The 18770-nt window shown below is 65.5% G+C and carries 15 protein-coding genes; 6 read left to right on the plus strand and 9 right to left on the minus strand.

The genetic code is table 11. The features are described from left to right. The 5 genes from clpB to RT131_RS19230 form a co-directional block, all read right to left on the minus strand. Nucleotides 1-2291 (minus strand): ATP-dependent chaperone ClpB (gene clpB / locus RT131_RS19210; protein WP_313174556.1); only part of this gene is annotated, 2291 nt, incomplete at its 3' end. A gap of 177 nt (nucleotides 2292-2468) precedes the next feature. Continuing rightward, nucleotides 2469-3281 (minus strand): DUF3014 domain-containing protein, encoded by an 813-nt coding sequence (locus tag RT131_RS19215; protein ID WP_313174558.1) that lies wholly within the window; start codon nucleotides 3279-3281, stop codon nucleotides 2469-2471. A gap of 77 nt (nucleotides 3282-3358) precedes the next feature. Beyond that, nucleotides 3359-4936: a hypothetical protein gene (locus RT131_RS19220; protein WP_313174560.1), complete on the minus strand. Its 1578-nt coding sequence runs from the start codon at nucleotides 4934-4936 to the stop codon at nucleotides 3359-3361. Nucleotides 4937-5000: 64 nt separating this feature from the next. Further along, nucleotides 5001-5894: an SH3 domain-containing protein gene (locus RT131_RS19225; protein WP_313174562.1), complete on the minus strand. Its 894-nt coding sequence runs from the start codon at nucleotides 5892-5894 to the stop codon at nucleotides 5001-5003. A 55-nt stretch (nucleotides 5895-5949) separates the two neighbouring features. After that, entirely contained in the window at nucleotides 5950-6423 is a 474-nt protein-coding gene (locus RT131_RS19230; protein ID WP_313174563.1) for a DUF3574 domain-containing protein, read from the minus strand. A gap of 187 nt (nucleotides 6424-6610) precedes the next feature. Between RT131_RS19230 and RT131_RS19235 the strand changes: the two genes are divergently transcribed. The 5 genes from RT131_RS19235 to otsA all read left to right on the plus strand — a co-directional run bounded on the left by RT131_RS19235 (nucleotide 6611) and on the right by otsA (nucleotide 14788). Continuing rightward, nucleotides 6611-9043 (plus strand): TonB-dependent receptor, encoded by a 2433-nt coding sequence (locus RT131_RS19235; protein ID WP_313174565.1) that lies wholly within the window; start codon nucleotides 6611-6613, stop codon nucleotides 9041-9043. Nucleotides 9044-9286: 243 nt separating this feature from the next. Further along, nucleotides 9287-10630 (plus strand): OmpA family protein, encoded by a 1344-nt coding sequence (locus RT131_RS19240; RefSeq protein WP_313174567.1) that lies wholly within the window; start codon nucleotides 9287-9289, stop codon nucleotides 10628-10630. 214 nt (nucleotides 10631-10844) lie between these two features. Continuing rightward, nucleotides 10845-11591 (plus strand): trehalose-phosphatase, encoded by a 747-nt coding sequence (gene otsB / locus RT131_RS19245; protein WP_313174569.1) that lies wholly within the window; start codon nucleotides 10845-10847, stop codon nucleotides 11589-11591. Nucleotides 11592-11645: 54 nt separating this feature from the next. Then, nucleotides 11646-13424 (plus strand): glycoside hydrolase family 15 protein, encoded by a 1779-nt coding sequence (locus RT131_RS19250; protein WP_313174570.1) that lies wholly within the window; start codon nucleotides 11646-11648, stop codon nucleotides 13422-13424. Then, nucleotides 13421-14788: an alpha,alpha-trehalose-phosphate synthase (UDP-forming) gene (gene otsA / locus RT131_RS19255; protein WP_313174571.1), complete on the plus strand. Its 1368-nt coding sequence runs from the start codon at nucleotides 13421-13423 to the stop codon at nucleotides 14786-14788. The genes RT131_RS19250 and otsA overlap by 4 nt, the downstream gene beginning before the upstream one ends. A gap of 161 nt (nucleotides 14789-14949) precedes the next feature. On the opposite strand, the gene RT131_RS19260 is transcribed toward otsA, so the two are convergent. From RT131_RS19260 to rluD, 4 genes are read right to left on the minus strand one after another with little or no spacing between them, the layout of a single operon-like run. Then, nucleotides 14950-15351 carry a thiol-disulfide oxidoreductase DCC family protein gene (locus tag RT131_RS19260; RefSeq protein WP_313174574.1) on the minus strand — a complete coding sequence of 134 codons (402 nt, stop codon included), beginning with the start codon at nucleotides 15349-15351 and terminating at the stop codon, nucleotides 14950-14952. Next, nucleotides 15344-15877: a DUF4166 domain-containing protein gene (locus tag RT131_RS19265; protein WP_313174583.1), complete on the minus strand. Its 534-nt coding sequence runs from the start codon at nucleotides 15875-15877 to the stop codon at nucleotides 15344-15346. Before RT131_RS19265 ends, RT131_RS19260 begins: the two co-directional genes overlap by 8 nt. 2 nt (nucleotides 15878-15879) lie before the next feature. After that, on the minus strand, nucleotides 15880-16659 hold the full coding sequence (gene pgeF, locus RT131_RS19270) for a peptidoglycan editing factor PgeF (RefSeq protein ID WP_313174576.1): 780 nt from the start codon (nucleotides 16657-16659) through the stop codon (nucleotides 15880-15882). Continuing rightward, nucleotides 16659-17648: a 23S rRNA pseudouridine(1911/1915/1917) synthase RluD gene (gene rluD, locus RT131_RS19275; protein WP_313174579.1), complete on the minus strand. Its 990-nt coding sequence runs from the start codon at nucleotides 17646-17648 to the stop codon at nucleotides 16659-16661. The genes pgeF and rluD overlap by 1 nt, the downstream gene beginning before the upstream one ends. Nucleotides 17649-17765: 117 nt before the next feature. Between rluD and RT131_RS19280 the strand changes: the two genes are divergently transcribed. Next, complete coding sequence (locus RT131_RS19280; RefSeq protein ID WP_313174581.1) at nucleotides 17766-18650, plus strand: outer membrane protein assembly factor BamD; 885 nt, start codon at nucleotides 17766-17768, stop codon at nucleotides 18648-18650. Nucleotides 18651-18770: the final 120 nt, after the last annotated feature.

Genomic DNA, 18770 nt, shown 5'->3' on the forward strand with positions numbered 1-18770 from the left:
ACGATGTCGTCCAGGCGGTTGATGAACTCCGGACGGAAGTGCGCCTGCACCACGCCCATCACCGCCGCCTTCATCTGCGTATAGGCTTCCGGGCTGTCGTCGCCGCTCATGTCCTGGATCTGGTGCGAGCCCAGGTTCGAGGTCATCACGATGACGGTGTTGCGGAAGTCCACGGTGCGGCCCTGGCCATCGGTCAAACGACCGTCGTCCAGCACCTGCAGCAGGATATTGAACACATCCGGATGCGCCTTCTCCACCTCGTCCAGCAGGATCACGCTGTACGGGCGACGGCGCACCGCCTCGGTCAAATAGCCACCTTCCTCGTAGCCCACATAACCCGGGGGCGCACCGATCAGGCGCGACACGCTGTGCTTCTCCATGAACTCACTCATGTCGATGCGCACCATCGCGTCGGGCGAATCGAACAGGAAGTCGGCCAGCGCCTTGGTCAGCTCGGTCTTGCCCACGCCGGTCGGGCCCAGGAACAGGAACGAGCCACTCGGACGATTCGGGTCCGACAGGCCGGCGCGCGACCGCCGCACCGCGTCGGAAACCACGCGGATCGCTTCTTCCTGCCCAACCACGCGGTTGTGCAGCATGTCTTCCATGCGCAGCAGCTTGTCGCGCTCGCCTTCCAGCATCTTGCTGACCGGGATACCGGTCCAGCGCGAGACGACCTCGGCGATTTCCTCGTCGGTCACCTTGTCCTGCACCAGCTTGAAGTCCTTGCGCTCCATTTCCTGCGCGGCCTGCAGCTGCTTTTCCAGGTTGGGCAGCAGGCCGTACTGGATCTCGCTCATCTTGGCGAAATCCTGGCGACGCTGGGCCGCTTCCAGATCAAGCTTGGCCTTCTCGACCTGCTCCTTGATCTTGGTCGCGCCCTGCAGGGCGGCCTTCTCCGACTTCCAGATTTCGTTGAGGTCGGAGAACTCGCGCTCCAGTGTGTCGATGTCGGCATCCAGGTCGGCCAGGCGCTTGCGCGAGGCGTCGTCCTTTTCCTTCTTCAGCATTTCGCGCTGGATCTTGAGCTGGATCAGGCGACGCTCCAGGCGATCAAGCTCTTCCGGCTTGGAGTCGATCTCCATGCGGATGCGCGAAGCGGCCTCGTCCATCAGGTCGATGGCCTTGTCCGGCAGCTGGCGGTCGGTGATGTAGCGGTTGGACAGCGTCGCCGCCGCAACCACCGCAGGGTCGGTGATCTCCACGCCGTGGTGCACCGCGTAGCGCTCCTTCAGGCCACGCAGGATGGCGATGGTGTCCTCCACCGTCGGCTCACCCACGAACACCTTCTGGAAACGGCGCTCCAGCGCGGCGTCCTTCTCGATGTACTGGCGGTACTCGTCCAGGGTGGTGGCGCCGATGCAATGCAGCTCGCCACGCGCAAGCGCCGGCTTGAGCATATTGCCGGCATCCATCGCGCCGTCACCCTTGCCGGCGCCGACCATGGTGTGCAGCTCGTCGATGAACAGGATGATCTGGCCTTCGTTCTTGGACAGATCGTTGAGCACGGCCTTGAGCCGCTCCTCGAACTCGCCACGGAACTTGGCACCGGCAATCAGCGCGCCCATGTCCAGCGACAGCACGCGCTTGCCGCGCAGGCCCTCGGGCACTTCGTCGTTGATGATGCGCTGGGCCAGGCCTTCGACAATGGCAGTCTTGCCCACGCCGGGTTCACCGATCAGCACCGGGTTGTTCTTGGTACGGCGCTGCAGCACCTGGATGGTGCGGCGGATTTCCTCGTCGCGGCCAATCACCGGGTCGAGCTTGCCGCTCTCGGCACGCGCGGTCAGGTCGATGGTGTACTTCTCCAGCGCCTGGCGCTGCTCTTCTGCGTTTTCGCTCTGCACGGTTTCCCCGCCGCGCAGCTTGTCGATGGCGGCCTCCACTTTTTTCTTGTCGGCACCGGCAGCGCGCAGGGCCATGCCAGCCGGGCCACCGTCGTCCACCGCCGCCAGCAGGAACCACTCGCTGGCGATGAACTGGTCATTGTGCTGCTGGGCCAGCTTGTCGGTGCTGTTGAGCAGGCGGTTGAGATCATTGCCCATCGACAGGCTGCCGGCCTGGCCGGATACCTTGGGCAGTGCATCCAGCGCTTCGGTCAGCCGCTCGCGCAACACCGGCACGTTGACACCGGCCTGGGCCAGCAAGGGCCGGCTGCTGCCACCGGGCTGATCGAGCAGCGCGCTGAGCACGTGCACCGGCTCGATGATGTTGTTGTCACGGCCAACTGCCAGCGACTGGGCATCTGCCAGGGCTTTCTGGAAGTTGGAGGTGAGTTTGTCCATCCGCATGGGTCTTCTTCCTCGATGTTGGGTTGCCAGCACTGCCGGCGATACTGGTTCAGATGCGGTTGCAACGGCGTGATTCAAGGGTGAATAGCCCCCTTGTTCAGCTGCAATCGCAATCCCGTCCCAGTATCACCCGCTGCTGTCGCCGCAACCTTGATCCAACGCAAGCGGCAGCGCGGCTCAGCCGCGCGTGATCGCCGCGCGCAACGCCCGCAGTTGCTGCTTCACCACCTGTTGCTGGCCGGCATCCATGCGCAGCAAGGCTTTCTGCCCGATCGACAGCGATTGCAGGGCCGGGTCGACGAAGCGATAGCGGCCCTTGCCGTCCGGCTCCACCGCCAGCGGACGGGCCGGCTCGGGGGTCTGCAGCAGATGGTCGATCACCGCCACCAGCCTGTCGTTGAAATAGCCGTCGGGATGACCGATATCGCGATAGGCCTGTTGCAGCAAGGGATAGAAGCGCTTGTAAGCAGCCGCTACCGCCCCCGTATCGGCACGGGTAAAGGCATCCACGTAAGGTGCATAGCGGGTGGCATTGGCGGCTGCCAACCGCTCACCGCCAGCACCGCCCTGCTCCACCTGCAGCGCGCCTGGCAACGGCCGCACCGCCATCGCCGCAGCTGGCAGGCTGGGCTGGGTGAGATTGTCGACATGAACCACCACGCGCTGGATCAGCTGCTCACGCAGCAGCACGGCCAAGACATCTGCGGGAAACAACCCGTTCAGCGCCTGCCAACTGGAAGCATCGCTGTCGGCCAGAGCCGGCAAGGCCGGGTCGGCAGCTACGTCGAGCGGATATTTCGGCTCGGCCGCTGGTTCGGGCGTAGCTGGCGCTTGGATGGCCGGTGTAGCCGGGGTATCCACCGGCGGAGCAACGGTTGCCGTTGCCTGCCGTAGCTGCGCCACGTCATCACGGAACAACCACCAGCCAATGCCGCCAACCGCGACGACGCCAACCACGGCCCAGGGCCACACTGCTTTGCGCTTCTGCATCACTTGCACCTTTATTGCATGTGATGGTGTGACCCTGTTTATCCCGCCGGGTTCCCCTGCGGTTCAAGCCTCATGCATCAACGCTGTTTCTGCAGCGACATCAGGCCGATCACGACCGCCAGCACCGCGTAGGCAGCCGATACCTGCAAGGTGATGGCCTGGCGCAGACCTTCCAGCTGCCACGGCAGGTAGATGCCACCGCGCGGATCGGTGGAATGGATCACGCCGAACGCACTCAGCGCGGCAGCCACGAACAGCAGGCTTACCGCCACGCCAGCGCGGCGCTCGATCAAGGCCACCAGTGCTGCCGCCCAGATCATCGCGCTGATGATGAAACCATTGCCAAGCAGCTGCAAGGTGGCCACGTCCGACAGGCCATGGCCATCGACCACTGCATACAGGGCGGCCGCCGCATCGGGGGCTACCCAGGTGCCGAACTTGATGTTGATCAGGTAGGCGATGGCCGGCAGGAAGGCCAGCGCCACCGCGATCGCGTGCTCGCGCTTGGTCTGCTGGAAGGCCTGCACGGTGATGTCCAGGCCGACGAAGACGATGATGGGTGCCAACACCGCCACCGGCAGCCACTGCACCAGCCCGGCGACCACGCCCAGCATGCCGCCGATACCGATGAACAGGCCGGTCAACAGCGTGTAGCCACTGCGTGCGCCCAAACGCTTGTACGCCGGCTGGCCGATGTACGGCGTGGTCTGTGCGACACCCCCGCAGACGCCAGCGATCAGCGTGGCAATGGCCTCGACCAGCAGGATGTCACGGGTGCGGTAGTCGTCACCGGCAGCGCGCGCGCTCTCCGCCACGTTGATGCCGCCCACTACCATCAGCAAGCCGAATGGCAGCAGCAACGACAAGTACGGCACGGTCAGCGGCAGGCCTTCGATAAAGCCCAACGTCGGCAGCGGCAGGGCCACAGCGAAGGAGATGGCCGGTGGCCATTGGAAGCCGGTCAGCGCGCCAGCAGCCCCCAATCCGTAGTACAGCGCAACGCCAACCAACAGCGAGAACAGCACACCCGGCAAACGCAGCGGCACCACGCCACGCGCGACCAGCACGTACAGCAGCACGCCCAGCGTGACCAGGCCCACCAACGGCTGGCGCATGCTTTCGATCAGCGGCAGGAAACCCAGCAGTGTCAGCGCCGCACCACCGATGGAGCCGAGCAGCGCCGCACGCGGCACATGGCGGGTGACCGCATCGCCAACAAAGGACAGCACCAGCTTGAGCAGGCCCATCACCACCAGCGAGGCCATGCCCAGCTTCCAGGTCAGCATCGCCGCTGCCTGCGGCTCCATGCCCTGTGCCTTGAAGCCGGCAAAGGCCGGGCCCAGCACCAACAAGGCCATGCCGATGCTGGTGGGCGCATCCAGCCCCAGCGGCATGGCGGTGACATCATCGCGGCCGCTGCGGGCAGCCAGGCGCCGTGCCATCAGCGTATACATCAGGTTGCCGATCAGCACGCCAAAGGCCGTGCCGGGGAACATGCGGCCGAACACCACATCGGCCGGGAACTGGAAGATGCCGACCAGCGCCATCGCGATGAAACCGAGGATGGACAGGTTGTCGACCACCAGGCCGAAGAAGCCGTTGAGGTCACCGGTGACGAACCAGCGCGGGCGGGATGCAGATGCAGAAGAATTCATGGGGGATATCGTCAGGAAAGCGGGGCGATGGTAGCGCCGGGAAAATGGGTGCGGATGGAACAGATCATTCGTTCGTGGGCAGTTTCACCCAGCCCAGCACCGGGCCACGGCTGGGATTGCGGTAGCGCAGCTGCAACCAGCCGTCGGCTTCGTCCAGCAACTCGACGCGGTCGCCCTTGAGCAGGTAGCGCTTGGTCGAGGTGTCGCCGGCCTTGCTGTACAACAGCAGCTTGTCCGGCACCACCGACGCGCTGCGGCCCGGCATCGGGGCGTCCTTCAGCGGCGGATCGAAGGCATTCCAGATGGCGGTTTCGAGCCGCTTGCCTGCGGCATCCCAGGTGCTCCAGACCGTGAGGATCTCCGCATCGTCCACTTCAGCCAGCGCCAACACCCGCGCGAGCGCTTCGGTGTCAAGAAAGGCGTTGCGCATCGATCGATAGAGATAGACCTGCCCACCCTGGTAGCGGTAGATGTCGCTGTACCACATGGGTCCACTGCGGCAGCTGCTGCTCAACGTGCGTGTGGCAGGGTCAGGTGTGAGCGACCAGAAACCTTCACAGCTGGTCTCCGGGGCCTCGGGTGCGGCCAACGCTCGGAACTGGCCACTGGCCGGCTCGTACAGGTAAACCGTGACCGATTCGTTGACCTGGCCCAGCGTCGCACTGGTGTCCAGATCCTGGTAGCCGTCGAAGTTGTAGTCGGCGTGGCCCAGCCGCGTGCCGCCACCTTCCTCGTCCGTGGACGCCGGCAACACCTGCCGGGCCGGTGAGCGGTTGGTGCCCACCTCCACGCTGCCGTCGCCCAGCAAGCGCGCATGCGCGCTCACGCCGGCTGCGACCTCGAAGCGGATCTCGCTGTCATCTGCCGCGAATGCCGGCGCTGCCAGCAGCGAAACCGCTGCAATCAGCAGACCGCGGGCAGCAAAAGGGCAGCGGAACGTGGATATCAGGGACATCATCGAGAAGCTCATCTGCGGTTGGAGGCTGCCCGCAGGCTAGCCGATCCAGTGCGGATCAGAACGAAACCTCGACCGGCTGCCGCGACCACAGCACCGACTGGTGCTGGGTGGCCTGCTTCCATGCCAGACGGATGGCTTCGATGTCGTTGCGCCGCTGCGGGCTGTCCTCGTGCAGGATCACCAGCACTTTGGTGCGCAACCGGTTGGGCTCGGCCGCGCCACGGAACAGCCACTGGCCGTAAGCATCAAACACGGTCAGGCCATCGGGAAAGCGCGGCGTCACTTCCTTGTCCAGGAAGGCGCGCCACTGCGCCTCGCTGATCACATCGGTCTGTGCACGTGCGGACGGGCCGCTCTCCTCGCCGACGCCGAAGTACAGCTCGCTGCGCACCCAACCGGCGGCCTCGGCCGGGCGTGCGGCATCGCCATGCAACTGCGCGCTGGGCGCGGCTTCGGCAACAGGCGGCGCCGCATGGGCACTGGCGGCAACGGCAAACAGCAGGGGCAACAGGACAGCAGGCAACTTCATGGAAAACCTCCGGACAGGGAAAACACGGTGGCATCCAAGGCACCGCAACGGATATCGCGTTTGGTTATCAGCCGATTGCCAGCAGGACTTGCATCGGCAGCGGCGTTAACGCCAAGATAATATATCGCTTCATCCGGATGGATGTAAGTGCAAGCTCTTCCCCTCCCCCCGTCTTTCCGGAGTCTGCATGTCCCGCCCCACCTCGGCCCCGCTCGGCCTGGCCATCGCGCTGGCGCTGTCTTCCCCTGCCTTTGCCCAAAGCGCCCCGCAGGCCACCAACCTGGACACGGTGATCGTCACCGGCACCCGCGCCATCGACCGCACCGTGCTGGAGTCCACTGCACCGGTGGACGTGCTCAGCGCCGAGGACATCCGCAAGGCCGGCGTGGTCAACGGCGAGCTGGGCAGCGCGCTGCAGGCGCTGCTGCCCTCGTTCAACTTCCCGCGCCAGTCCAACTCCGGCGGTGCCGACCACATCCGCGCCGCGCAGCTGCGCGGCCTCTCGCCCGACCATGTGCTGGTGCTGATCAACGGCAAGCGTCGCCATAACAGCGCCCTGGTCAACACCGACAGCAAGATCGGCAAGGGCACCACGCCGGTAGATTTCAATGCCATCCCGGTCAGCGCGATCAAGCGAATCGAGGTGCTGCGTGACGGCGCCGGCGCGCTGTACGGCTCCGATGCGGTGGCCGGCGTGATCAACGTGATCCTCGACGACGCGCCGGAAGGCGGCGCCATCGAAGCCAGCTTCGGCGCGCACCACACCGACCTCAAGCCGATCGACCGCACCCTGACCGATGGCCAGACCAGCTACTTCAGCGCCAAGGTCGGCACCGCGCTGACCGATGACGGCGGTTTCCTGCGCGTCGGCCTGGAGCTGAAGAACCGCGAGGCCACCAACCGTGCCGGTTTCGATCAGATCCCGCCGTGGGAAGCACAGACCCCTGACAATCTGGCCCTGGCCGGCAAGCGCAATTACTCACTGGGCGATGGCGCCAGCAAGGACCTCAATGCCTGGTTCAATGCCGAAATCCCGTTCGGCGCCGCCTCCAAGGCCTATGCCTTCGGCACCTACAACCAGCGCGATACCGAAGGCGCCAATTACTTCCGTTACCCGGACGGCGAAGCCAACTGGAAGGAGCTGTACCCGAACGGCTACCGCCCGATCTCCGAAGGCGAAAACCTGGATGTGCAGCTGGTGGCCGGTGCCCGCGGCGAACTCGGCGACTGGAACTACGACGCCAGCCTCGACCATGGCCGCAACGAATTCACCTATCGCCTGCGCAATTCGCTCAACGCTTCGCTCGGCCCGACCAGCCCGACCCGCTTCAAAACCGCCGATTTCAGTTTCGCGCAGACCGTGGCCAACCTCGATTTCGGACGCATTTTCGTGCGTGCCAACGACAGCCACAGCCTTGGCTTCGGCATCGAAGGCCGCCACGAGCGCTATGAAACCGGTGCCGGTGACCCGGCCAGCTACGCCGCCGGCCCCTACACCGACCGCCCGACCGGCTCGCAGGCCGGCGGCGGCCTCACCCCGCAGGACGAAGCGCATCTGTCGCGCGATGTGTTCAGTGCCTACACCAGCCTGTCCTCGACCTTCGGCGAGAAGTTCTCCACCGATATCGCTGCACGCTATGAGCACTACGAGGACTTCGGCGGCGAGCTGACCGGCAAGATCGGCGCGCGCTACGCGTTTGCGCCGGCGTTCGCGCTGCGTGGTTCGGTCTCCAACAACTTCCACGCGCCGTCGCTGAGCCAGATCGGCTACGAATCCACTTCAACCGGCTATACCGCCGGTGGCCAGCTGGTGCAGGGCCGCCTGTTGTCGGTCAACAATCCGATCGCGCGGGCGCTGGGCGCAAGCGACCTGAAGCCGGAGAAGTCGATCAACTACAGCCTCGGCTTCACCAGCCAGATCGGCAGCCACTTCGACCTGTCGCTGGACCTGTTCCAGATCGATATCGATGACCGCATTGCCCTGTCCGAAAGCATTACCGGCGATGCGCTGACCGATTTCGTGCAGCAGCAATTCGGCATCGGCGGGCTGGAAAGCGCGCATTACTTCGTCAACGCCGCCGATACCCGTACCCGCGGCGCCGAGTTCGTCGGCAACTGGCGGCAGTCGCTGGGTGACGGTGAGCTGCTGCTGACCGGCACCTGGAGTTACGCCAAGACCGAGTTGAAGAACGTCGTCGCCACGCCTTCGCAGTTGCTGGCACTGAATCCGGACTACGTGCTGTTCGGCGTGGAGGAGAGCAATACGCTGACCGATGCCGCACCGCGTACCCGCGCACAGTTCGCCGCCAGTTGGGCCAATGACAGCTGGTCACTGAGCAGCCGCGTCAGCCGTCATGGCAGCGCCAAGCGCGTCTTCGATTTTGGTGGCGGCTACGTCCCGACCCAGACCTACCAGGCCGAATGGCAGCTGGATGCGGAAGTCGAGTACCGCATCACGCCGCAGTGGAGCGTGGCGATCGGCGGGCAGAACCTGACCGACAACTACCCGGACAAGTCGAACGAAGACATCTACTACTTCGGCAACCTGCCCTATGACGTGTTGTCGCCAATCGGCAGCAATGGCGCGTACTGGTATGGGCGGGTGCGGTTTACGTTCTGATTTTTCGGGGGGATGGCTTTTTAAAAGCTTCCCCTCACCCCAACCCCTCTCCCGCGCGCGGGAGAGGGGCTCGGACTGCTCGCGCTCGTAGTGCACTAGCCCCTCTCCCGTTCACGGGAGAGGGGTTGGGGTGAGGGGAAGCTTCCAGCTCATGCCGCCTGAATTCATCCAGCTTTAACAGCACAGAGCGCTCCTTACGCCTGCCGGCGCATTCCAGCCCGGTCATCCATTGCGGAGGCGTATATGTTCGAGTCGTTGATTCGCGAAGGGGCCAGCCGCTTTCATCTTGGCGACAACGCAGGGCGCCTGGTGCGCCAGCTTGTCGATACCATCTTCGATCCCGCCTACGGTGGCTTTGCCGGGCTCCGAAAACGCTTTGATGACGCAGGCCTGGACACGCTGTTCGCCTCCTGGATAGGCACCACACCCGGCGACAACGTCCTGCAACCAGATCAGTTCAGCGCCGGCTTCGGACAGAGCCTGTCCAGCGGCATCGCCAGCAAACTCGGCATTCCCCCTGCCGCGGTGAATATGGCCGGTGCCTGGTTGCTGCCGAAGATCGTCGGCCAGTTGACCCAGGGCGGCAGCATCCCCAGCGCGCGCCCGGCCGACTACGACCGCTGGTTTGGCACCACAACACCTGCTGCAGGCTATAGCGGCGGCGCCGCCGTGCCCGCACCGGTGGCATCCGGCGGCTTCTGGAAGTGGCTGATTCCGCTGATCATCCTGATTGCGGCCTTCCTGTTGTTCCGCAGCTGCAAGAAGGAGGATGTCACCGCACCACCGCCGGCAGAGCCGGTGGCGGCCGCGCCAACTGCTCCCGCATCAGAGCCCGCCGCCCAGGCAAATGCCCGTTTTGGTTTCGAGAATATGGACGGCAAGGTCATGGTCAATGGCCGGGTTGCCGCCGATGCCGACAAGACGCGGCTATGGGATGCACTCAAGGCCACCTACGGCGAGAACAACCTGTCCGGTGATATCAGCGTCGATCCCGCTACCCTGCCTGCCAACTGGCTGGACAAGCTGATCGCCGCGCTGCCCGAGCTGAAAGCCAAAGGCCTGAAGTTCGGCTTCGATGGCGACAAGCTCAACATCGACACCAGCGGCATGGCCGAAGCCGATCGTTTCACGGTGAGTGACAAGCTGCGCAACCTGTTCGGCGGGTTCGAGATCAGTGGCCTGTGGGACCGCGCAGCGGCGGCATTGGCAGGGCTCAAAGCCGGCTTCAGCGGTGATGATCTGGTCAAGGCACTGAACCTGATGAACATCTACTTCGACACCGGCTCGGCCACCATCACCCGCGACAGCATGGAGACGCTGACCAGCGCCGCCAACGCAATCAAGCAGGCACCGGCGGGTACCAGGATCGAGGTCGGTGGGCATACCGACAACACCGGTGATGCCGCTACCAACGTGACCTTGAGCCAGCAGCGCGCCGATGCGGTGGTGGCCAAGCTGGCCGAACTGGGGGTTGCCGCCGATACGCTCACTGCCAAGGGCTATGGCCAGGAAAAGCCACGCGCCAGCAATGACAGTGAAGAAGGCCGTGCGCAGAACCGGCGGATCGAGTTTGCGGTTAGCAAGTGATGCTTTGCATTGGGTGAAGAGCAGAAGCTTGCCCTCACCCCAACCCCTCTCCCGCAGGCGGGAGAGGGGCTAGTGCACTACGAGCGCAAACAATGTGAGCCCCTCTCCCGCAAGCGGGAGAGGGGTTGGGGTGAGGGCGCTCTTGAAACACGCACAGCCAAACCGTTCACCCCAAATGACCTTCCTGTAACAACCGCTGCGGCATAGTGTCCGCATGCTTGATGACCTACAGCGACCGCCACCTCCGGCGCTGGCAGACGACGACGCACTGTTTCTCGACGTGGATGGCACCCTGCTCGCCTTCGCCGATCATCCGGACAAGGTAGTGCCCGATCCCCCATTGCTCACGCTGCTGGCCAGCGTGCAGCAACGTCTGGGCGGCGCGCTGGCGCTGCTCAGTGGGCGCCCGGTCGGCCAGCTGCAGACAATGTTCGCGCCACTGCAGCTGCCGATGGCCGGGCTGCACGGCGCGCAACTGCTCACCGCCGCCGATGCTGCGCTTGCCGAAAGCGATACCGCCAGCTGGCTGCATGCACTGCACCAGCGCGCGATGCAGCTGGCACATGCCCATCCCGGCGTACTGATCGAGAACAAAGGCCAGGCCTTGGCATTGCATTGGCGCAACGCGCCTGACGCGGGCGCGGCAGTAAGCGCCTTTGCCAATGCCTCGCTCCCGCAGCTACCCGGCGTGCGCCTGCAACCCGGCAATCATGTGATCGAGTTTGTCGGCAGTGGCCACGACAAGGGCCGCGCACTGCAGCAACTGATGCAACAACCGCCTTTCCAAGGCCGGCGCCCGATCTTCATCGGCGATGACCTCACCGACGAACACGGCTTCCAGGCAGCACAGCTTGAAGGCGGCCTTGGCGTACTGGTCGGCCAGCGTGCCGACAGCCACGCCCACTCCGCCCTGCCTGATATCAATGCCGTCCACGCCTGGCTGCGCGCAGCCACTACCTGACCCACCCGGAGGAAACAGCGGCGCCAGCGGCGTTCGCGCAACCAGGAGTATGCAATGCAAGACGCCACCCTCGACCTTGGCGTAGTTGGCAATGGCAGTTTCGGTGCGCTTATCGACAAACAGGCGCGCGTGGTATGGAGCTGCCTGCCCAGCTTCGATGGCGACCCGGCCTTCTGCGCCCTGCTCGGCCCCAACCAGCACCCCGGCGGTGACTTCGGCATCGAGCTGGAGGACTTCCGCGACAGCGAGCAGTCCTATCTCACCAATACCGCCATCCTGCGCACGGTGCTTTACGACCAGCATGGCGGCGCGGTGGAGATCATCGATTTCGCACCGCGCTGGCGCCAGAACGACCGCTTCTACCGCCCGGTCAGCCTGATCCGCCAGGTCACCCCGCTATCCGGCAGCCCACGCATCATCGTGCGCGCGCGGCCGTTGGCCGATTGGGGCGCACACCAGCCGGAAACCACCTGGGGCAGCAACCACATCCGCTGGCTGCTGCCGGACCATGTGCTGCGCCTGACCACCGATGTACCGGTACGCTTCGTCCGTGACGGCCTGCCGTTCGTGCTCAACCACCGCGTGCACCTGGTGCTGGGCGTGGATGAATCGCTCAACCGCTCGCTCAGCGGCTACGTGCAGGAGGCCATGCAGCGCACGCGCGACTACTGGCGCGAATGGGTGCGTTACCTGTCGGTGCCGCTGGAATGGCAGGACGCGGTGATCCGCAGCGCCATCACCTTGAAGCTGTGCCAGTACGAGGACAGCGGTGCCATCATCGCGGCAATGACCACCTCCATCCCGGAGGCCCCCGGCAGCAGCCGCAACTGGGATTACCGCTACTGCTGGCTGCGTGATGCCGCCTTCGTGGTGCGCGCGCTCAATCGCCTTGGCGCCACCCGGTCGATGGAGCAGTTCCTCGGCTACATCTTCAACCTGGCCAGCACCGACGGCAGCCTGCAGCCGCTATACGGCATCGGCTTCGAAGCCAAGCTTGATGAGGAGGAAGTCGCCACGCTGTCCGGCTACCGCGGCATGGGCCCGGTACGCCGCGGCAACCTGGCCTGGGTGCAGCGCCAGCATGATGTCTACGGCAGCGTGGTGCTGGCTTCCACCCAGTTGTTCTTCGACCAGCGCCTGCAGGACCCGGGCGATGCGCACACCTTCGCGCGGCTGGAGCCGCTGGGCGAGCAGGCCTTCGCACTGCACGACGTCCCGGATGCCGGGCTGTGGGAATTCCGTGGCCGTACCGAAGTGCATACCTATACCAGCGCGATGTGTTGGGCGGCCTGTGACAGGCTTTCGAAGATCGCAACCCGCTTGAAACTCGAAGGCCGCGCCGTGTACTGGCGCGAACGGGCCAACCAGATCCACGCGCGGATCATGCATGAGAGCTGGAGCGAGCAGCTTGGACACTTCACCGACACCTTCGGCGGTCACCGGCTGGATGCCTCCTTGTTGCTGTTGGCCGACATCGGCTTCATCGACGCCCATGACGCCCGCTTCATCGCCACCGTCGAAGCCATCGGCCGTGACCTGAAGCACGGCAATGCGCTGTACCGCTACATCGCCCCGGATGACTTTGGCGCACCGGAAACCAGCTTCACCATCTGCACGTTCTGGTACATCGACGCCTTGGCGGCGATTGGCCGCTTCGACGAAGCGCGCGCCATGTTCGAGGTACTGCTGCAGCAACGCAATCACCTGGGCCTGCTGTCCGAGGACCTGGCCTTCGATGGCCAGGCTTGGGGCAATTTCCCGCAGACCTACTCGCATGTGGGGCTGGTGATCGCCGCCATGCGCTTGACGCGCAGCTGGCAGGAGGCCTCGTGAGCCGCTTGGTTGTCGTCTCCAACCGGGTGGCCTTGCCCGGCGAGAACCGCGCCGGCGGGCTGGCAACCGGCCTGCTGGCGGCACTGCGCGAGCGCGGTGGGCTGTGGTTCGGCTGGAGCGGCCGCAGCGTCGCAGGCGACAGCGGCGCGCTGCACGAAGCGCAGGATGGTGCCATCCGCTACCTCACCATGGACCTGTCCAAATCCGACCTGGACAACTACTACAACGGCTTCGCCAACCGAGCACTGTGGCCGCTGCTGCATTTCCGCCTGGACCTGGTCGACTATGACCGCCGCAAGCGCGAGGGCTACTGGAAGGTCAACACCTTGTTTGCCGATACGCTGGCGCCGCTGCTGCGTGATGACGACACGGTGTGGATCCATGACTACCACCTGATCCCGCTGGCATCCCTGCTGCGCGAGCGCGGCGTGGGCTGCCGGATAGGCTTCTTCCTGCACGTGCCGGTGCCATCGGCGGATCTGATCCAGGCCTTGCCCGATCACCGCGCCCTGTTCCAGACCTTGTACGCATACGATCTGCTCGGCTTCCAGACCCGCCGCGATGTCGACCGCTTCCAGTCCTATGTGCGCCTGTTCGGCGGTGGCGGCCTGGTCGACAACGAGTGGATACAGGCACCGGATGGACGCCGCGTGCGCACCTCGGCCTTCCCCATCGGCATCGATACCGAACACATCGCGCGGCAGGCGCGCAGCGCCGCCAGCAACAAGCCGGTACGCGATCTGCGCCAGAGCCTGCAACACCGCAAGCTGGCAATCGGTGTGGACCGGCTGGACTACTCCAAGGGTCTACCGGAACGCTTCCACGGCTTCGAGCGCTACCTCGACCGCTACCCGCAGCAGAAGGGCGAGATGACCTATCTGCAGATCGCCCCGGTGTCGCGCGGCAGCGTCACCGAATACCGCAAGCTGCGCAGCGACCTGGAACGCCTGGCAGGGCATATCAACGGCGGCCATGCCGAGGCGGATTGGACGCCGCTGCGTTACGTCAACCAGAACTATGCACACAGCACATTGACCGGGTTCTACCGGCAGGCAGCCGTGGGCTTGGTGACGCCCTTGCGCGACGGCATGAATCTTGTCGCCAAGGAGTACATCGCCGCGCAGGACCCGGAGAATCCGGGCATGTTGGTGCTGTCGCTATTGGCCGGGGCGGCGGATGAATTGAAGCAGGCGCTGCTGGTCAATCCGCATGATCTGGATGGCGTGGCCGATGCCATCGCGACGGCGGCGAACATGCCGCGGGCAGAGCGGATCGAGCGTTGGCAGGTGATGATGGAGCAGCTGCGCACGCATGATATCCATCGCTGGCGGCGGGATTATCTGGGGACGTTGGAAGGGACTTAGGCGGAAACACAGGCTAGAGCTGCCCTCACCCCAACCCCTCTCCCGTAAACGGGAGAGGGGCTAATGCACTACGAGCGCAAGCAATGCGAGCCCCTCTCCCCTTGCGGGAGAGGGGTTGGGGTGAGGGGGAAGCTTCTGGCCAGCAAACCCCACCACCCCACTCAATCCAAAAACCGCCCGCGCTGCTCCGCCGTCGGCAGAAAACAGCTGTCATGCCGCCCAAACCAGCGGTAGCGATTCCGTGCCAACCAGCGATACGCCGGATCCCGCAGGGAGGCCGGCAACACCCGCGCAATCCCGGCCAGACGCCAAGCGCCGCCCAGCCCGGTCAGCACCCGCAGGATCGCGTCCGTATCTGTATACGCCACGCCCTCAGCCACCAGCAGGAACGACAGCGGGTCATCCGGGTCCAGCCCATGCGTGGACAGCAGCGCACGGCCCTGCCCGCCCTGCATCGCGGCAAAGCGGTAGCGCCCGGCCCGATCAAAACGCAGCAGGAAGCGCACCCAGCGGCTGCACAGTGCGCAGACACCATCGAACACGATCACCGCCGGCTCAGCCATGCCCGCCCTCCGGCAACAGCCAGCCTTCGTAACGGATCAACCGCCCGATCAGCGGCATCGAGACATCCACCAGGAATTCATAGCGCCCCTGGTGCTCACGCTCGCGGCAATGCACCTGGGCGAACCAGCGCGCCGGCAGTGGCAGCACCCCGAAGGCCCAGACCCGCTCGGCCCGCCACAGGATCTGCCCGTCCTGCTCGCACAGCCCAAACCGGAAGCGCACCGCCCCCAACTGCTCGAACAAGCGCCCCCCGCGCTGCCACAGCCGCGAGGCCATGCGCGCGGCACCGAACTGCCGGTTCCAGCGCTCACCCGCGGCATCGACCACGAACTCGACCGTCACCGGCACGCTTGAGGTCGGCGGCAGCCGTGCCAGCCAGGCGCAGGGCGCCACCAGCCAGTGGCTGCCACGCAGCACGTCGCCCTGCCCGCTCCAGCGCTGGCGGGCGGGGATCGCGTGCAACGCGCGCACCTGTGGTGCCAGCTGCTCAAACGCGGGGCCCAGCACCTGCGCGAACAGCGGCAGGCTCATCGCTCCATCCACACCAGGGTGGCGATACGGCCGCTGCGGCGGTCGCGCCGGTGCGAGAACCAGCGCTGCGGATCGGCCATGGTGCACAGGTCACCGCCATGGATGGCCTGCGCCTGCATGCCCGCCGCGACCAGCCGCTGCCGGGCCAGCCCGGGCAGGTCCACCTTCCAGTGGCCGGGCCGGGTGGCGACGAAGTGGCTTTCAGCGGCGCTGGAATGCGCCAGGAAGGCCTCGCGCACGTCCACACCCACCTCGTACAGGGCCGGACCGGCCGCCGGGCCTATCCACGCCACCAGCGCCTCGGCGGGGGTGTGCATGGCGGCCAGGGTGTTCTCCAGCATGCCGCGCGCCAGCCCACCCCAGCCGGCATGGGCAGCGGCCACTTCGCTGCCATCACGGGCGGCGAACACCACCGGCAGGCAGTCGGCGGTGAGGATGGCCAGCACCACGCCCGGGACGGACGTGACGGAGGCATCGGCGGTCGGCTCGGCCTCCAGCCCCTGCGCCAGCGGCGGCGCGTCAAAGCGCAGGGCGTCACTGCTGTGCACCTGGCGCAGCCAGTGCGGGGCCGAGGGCAGCTTGGCCAACTGCTGCAAGGCGTCGCGGTTGCGTTGCACCTGGACCGGATCGTCGCCGTCAGCAGCGGTCCGGTTGCCCATATTGAAGCTGTCAAACGGCGGCAGCGAGCCGCCGGCGCCATGGCGCATCGTGGTGAAGGCCCGCACCCCCGGGGGCGCAGGCCAGTCGGCCAGCCACAGCGGGCTCGCCTCGGCCATTACCAACGGCCCCGTTCGCGTTCGGCAAAGGCCTTGGAGTCCTCGCGCAGCACCTTCATCAGCGCAACCAGGTCAGCCGGAACCGGCGCGGTATTGCTGATGGTTTCGCCGGTGATCGGGTGTTGGAACTCCAGCGTCTCGGCATGCAGCGCCTGGCGCTTGAAGCTGCGTAGCGCCGCGACCAGCTCATCGGTGGCGCCCTTGGGCAGTTTCAGCGAGCCGCCGTACAGCGGATCACCGACGATGGCGTGCTTCAGATGCGCCATATGCACGCGGATCTGGTGGGTACGGCCGGTTTCCAGGCGGCACTCCAGCGCAGTGTGGGCGCGGAAGCGCTCACGCAGGCGGTAATGGGTCACCGCCTCCTTGCCGTCCTCGCGCACCCCCATCTTCAGGCGATCGCGCGCATGCCTATCGATCGCCGCATCCACCGTGCCCCCCGAAACCAGCGCACCCACCACCACCGCCAGGTACTGGCGGTGGACCTCGCGCGCGGACAGCTGCTCCACCAGCGCGGTCTGCGCCTGCACGGTGCGGGCCACCACCATGACCCCGCTGGTGTCCTTGTCCAGGCGATGGACCACGCCGGCGCGCGGCACCTTGGCGATGGCCGGGTCACGGAACAGCAAGGCGTTGAGCAGGGTGCCGCTGGGATTGCCAGCGCCCGGATGGACCACCAGGCCAGCCGGCTTGTCGATCACGAACACATGCTCGTCCTCGTACAGGATCGACAGCGGGATGTCCTCCGGCTGCGCATGTACTTCGACCTCGAGCACCGCATTCAGGGTGGCGATTTCGCCGCCGCGGACCGGATCGCGCGGGCGGACGGGCTCGCCATCGAGCAGAACTGCGCCGGATTTGATCCATTCGGTCAGCCGCGAACGGGAGAATTCGGGGAACAGTTCGGCCAGGACCGCGTCGAAGCGACGACCGGCGGCGGAATCGGGAACCTGCGCCTGGCGCGGGCTGGAAAAGGTGTTCTCGGACATGGGCAAAGACCGGCTAAAGACGAAATTATGGGGTCCAAGCGACAACAGTCAGTCGCAGGACAGGCCACTAGGCTATCATCGCCCCTTCGTATTCCTGCCGCGTCCTGCCCTGAACCCATGATCCGACGCTCTTCGCTGCTGTCCGCGCCCGTCCGCCTCACCGCCCTGCTGCTGGTTTTGGTCTTCGTCGCCACTGGCTGCCACCGCGGCGCCAAGAAGGACGCCGACGAAGGCGCGCCGGTCGAACAACTGTTCGAAAAGAGCCACAAGCTGATGGAGGGCGGCAACTGGTCCGGTGCCGAAACCAGCTTCAAGCGCCTGATTGCGCAGTACCCGTACGGCCCGTACACCGAGCAGGCGATGATCGAAAGCGCCTACGCCCAGTACAAGGCCGGCAAGAACGATGACGCGGTGTCGAGCATCGACCGCTTCATCCGCACCTACCCGACCCACCGCAACATCGCGTACCTGTACTACCTGCGCGGCCTTGCCAACGGCAACCGAGATACGGTTTTCCTGCGCCGCGTATGGTCGCTGGACCCGAGCCGCCGCGATCTATCGACCCCGCGCCAGGCCTATGCCGACTTCAACATCGTCACCGAGCGCTACCCGAACAGCCGTTACGCCGCCGATGCGCGCCAGCGCATGATCGAGTTGCGCGATGTGTTCGCCCAGCATGAGCTGGACGATGCGCTGTATTACGCCCGTCGTGGCGCCTGGGTGTCGGTGGTTGGCCGCGCCAACTACCTGCTGGAGACCTATCCGCAGAGCGCCTTCCAGTACGACGCGGTAGCGCTGCTGGGCGAGGCCTACACGCATCTGGGCAACAAGACCCTGGCCGACGACGCCCGCCGCGTGCTGCAGCTGAACCAGCCCGAGCACCCGTGGCTGGCCGGCAACTGGCCGAAGTACCCGTGGATGATCCGCAAGCTGAACCCGTTTGCCGGGGAGCGTTCGGTAGCCACCGGCCAGAGCAATGCCACGATGAACCGCGGCAAGTAAGCGGTAGCGGTAATTGTGGTGAAGGAAAGGGGCCCAAGGGCCCCTTTCTTGTTTCCGGATTTGTGGGCTTTGGCTTTGGCTTTGGCTTTGGCTTTGGCTTTGGCTTTGGCTTTGGCTTTG

The sequence above is a fragment of the Stenotrophomonas sp. genome (assembly GCF_032066555.1).
Taxonomy (GTDB): domain Bacteria; phylum Pseudomonadota; class Gammaproteobacteria; order Xanthomonadales; family Xanthomonadaceae; genus Stenotrophomonas.

Coding starts and splice junctions, on each gene's coding strand:
- RT131_RS19215 (WP_313174558.1), bottom strand. CDS start 3,281: ATGCAGAAGCGCAAAGCAGTGTGGCCCTGGGCCGTGGTTGGCGTCGTC.
- RT131_RS19220 (WP_313174560.1), bottom strand. CDS start 4,936: ATGAATTCTTCTGCATCTGCATCCCGCCCGCGCTGGTTCGTCACCGGT.
- RT131_RS19225 (WP_313174562.1), bottom strand. CDS start 5,894: ATGATGTCCCTGATATCCACGTTCCGCTGCCCTTTTGCTGCCCGCGGT.
- RT131_RS19230 (WP_313174563.1), bottom strand. CDS start 6,423: ATGAAGTTGCCTGCTGTCCTGTTGCCCCTGCTGTTTGCCGTTGCCGCC.
- RT131_RS19235 (WP_313174565.1), top strand. CDS start 6,611: ATGTCCCGCCCCACCTCGGCCCCGCTCGGCCTGGCCATCGCGCTGGCG.
- RT131_RS19240 (WP_313174567.1), top strand. CDS start 9,287: ATGTTCGAGTCGTTGATTCGCGAAGGGGCCAGCCGCTTTCATCTTGGC.
- otsB (WP_313174569.1), top strand. CDS start 10,845: ATGCTTGATGACCTACAGCGACCGCCACCTCCGGCGCTGGCAGACGAC.
- RT131_RS19250 (WP_313174570.1), top strand. CDS start 11,646: ATGCAAGACGCCACCCTCGACCTTGGCGTAGTTGGCAATGGCAGTTTC.
- RT131_RS19260 (WP_313174574.1), bottom strand. CDS start 15,351: ATGGCTGAGCCGGCGGTGATCGTGTTCGATGGTGTCTGCGCACTGTGC.
- pgeF (WP_313174576.1), bottom strand. CDS start 16,659: ATGGCCGAGGCGAGCCCGCTGTGGCTGGCCGACTGGCCTGCGCCCCCG.
- rluD (WP_313174579.1), bottom strand. CDS start 17,648: ATGTCCGAGAACACCTTTTCCAGCCCGCGCCAGGCGCAGGTTCCCGAT.
- RT131_RS19280 (WP_313174581.1), top strand. CDS start 17,766: ATGATCCGACGCTCTTCGCTGCTGTCCGCGCCCGTCCGCCTCACCGCC.